Annotated in this window: 2 protein-coding genes; both read left to right on the top strand. The window is 48.3% G+C overall.

What is annotated here, in order from left to right:
• A partial coding sequence (gene ylbJ / locus AC1DUA_RS37855) for a sporulation integral membrane protein YlbJ (protein WP_477504604.1) occupies positions 1 to 1,105 on the top strand: 1,105 nt, incomplete at its 5' end.
• 57 nt (positions 1,106 to 1,162) lie between these two features.
• Positions 1,163 to 1,355 (top strand): DUF3417 domain-containing protein (locus AC1DUA_RS37850; RefSeq protein WP_477504603.1); only part of this gene is annotated, 193 nt, incomplete at its 3' end.

The following is a 1,355-nucleotide window of genomic DNA, read 5'->3' as shown; positions in this document are numbered from 1 at the left end:
CTTTCCTGCACTCTTTCCCTTCTTCGTAATCTCCGAAATTTTGCTTGGCTTCGGCATCGTTCATTTCTTCGGCACACTGCTTGATCCTATGATGCGCCCTCTATTCCGTATCCCAGGCATTGGCGGCTTCGTCGTAGCTATGGGCTTCGCAGCGGGCTATCCTGTCGGTGCTAAATTGACAGGTCAACTGTGGACACAAAAGCTTGTGAACCGTGAGGAAGGCGAACGGCTCGTTGCATTCACAACAAGCTCAGACCCAATCTTCTTGATTGGCGCTGTTTCAATAGGCTTCTTCCATGACGCCTCATTGGCTATCATTCTGGCTGTAGCTCACTACGGAGGCTCCCTCATAATTGGACTTATGATGCGATTCCATGGCAGGAAAAGCACGCCTACCGTGCAAAAGAGCGCCAGCCAGGGCTGGATATGGAAGCGCGCTTTTGTATCCATGCATCATGCACGCCTGTCCGATGGAAGACCCATTGGTACGCTCCTGAGCCAATCCATTCTTCAATCGTTAAATTTAATTTTCGTCGTAGGTGGACTTGTTGTCTTCTTCTCCGTTGTATTGGAAGTCTTAACGGAAGCCAAGGTCATGAATGCCATGTACCTGCTTATTGATTCCCTCTTGCGCTTCACGGGACTCCCTGCCCAGTTGTCACAAGCCGTCATGAATGGCCTATTCGAGGTGACAATTGGGGCGAAAGCTGCTGGCAATGCTCCTGCAGAATTGGCGCTTTCGAGCAAGGTTGCTATCGGGGCGTTCATATTGTCATGGGGTGGCATGTCGGTGCATGCGCAGATCGTCAGCCTTTTGAGTCATACCAACTTGCGTTATATGCCTTTTTTGATCTCTCGTTTCATCCATGCTCTGCTCTCCGCAGCTATTGTGCTCGTTATTTGGGAGCCTATGCAGGTCTTCCGAGACGCCAAAACGGTTTTCATGCCTCAATATGATCCAACATCTCCCATTCTCAGTTATCTCAGGCTCCTGCTTCCTGTGAGCGGAACCGTTATCTTGGCTGCTTTTACTGTCATTGCGGGGCTCTTTGCTGCATATTCCTTACTTAGACTCGTGTATGAAAAGGTTGGTGGAACAAGATAATATGGGTAATTACAATTATAATGACAATCATGATCATAAAGGGAGTGAACATACCGTATGCAAAACTCCGTTCTCAGAGTAGACAAAACATTGCCTCCTGCAATTGAGCGCTTGTCCGAGCTAGCCATTAATCTATGGTTCAGTTGGAACTATGATGCTTTGCAGCTTTTTGCACAAATGGATCCTGTAAAATGGGCTCAAACCGGCCATAATCCCGTTCGCCTCCTTTACGATTTGGACGATGCAAGAC

The organism is Paenibacillus sp. 01T422, assembly GCF_056398785.1.
Note: the sequence above shows the minus strand (reverse complement) of the source record. Positions and strands in the feature narration are given on the sequence as shown.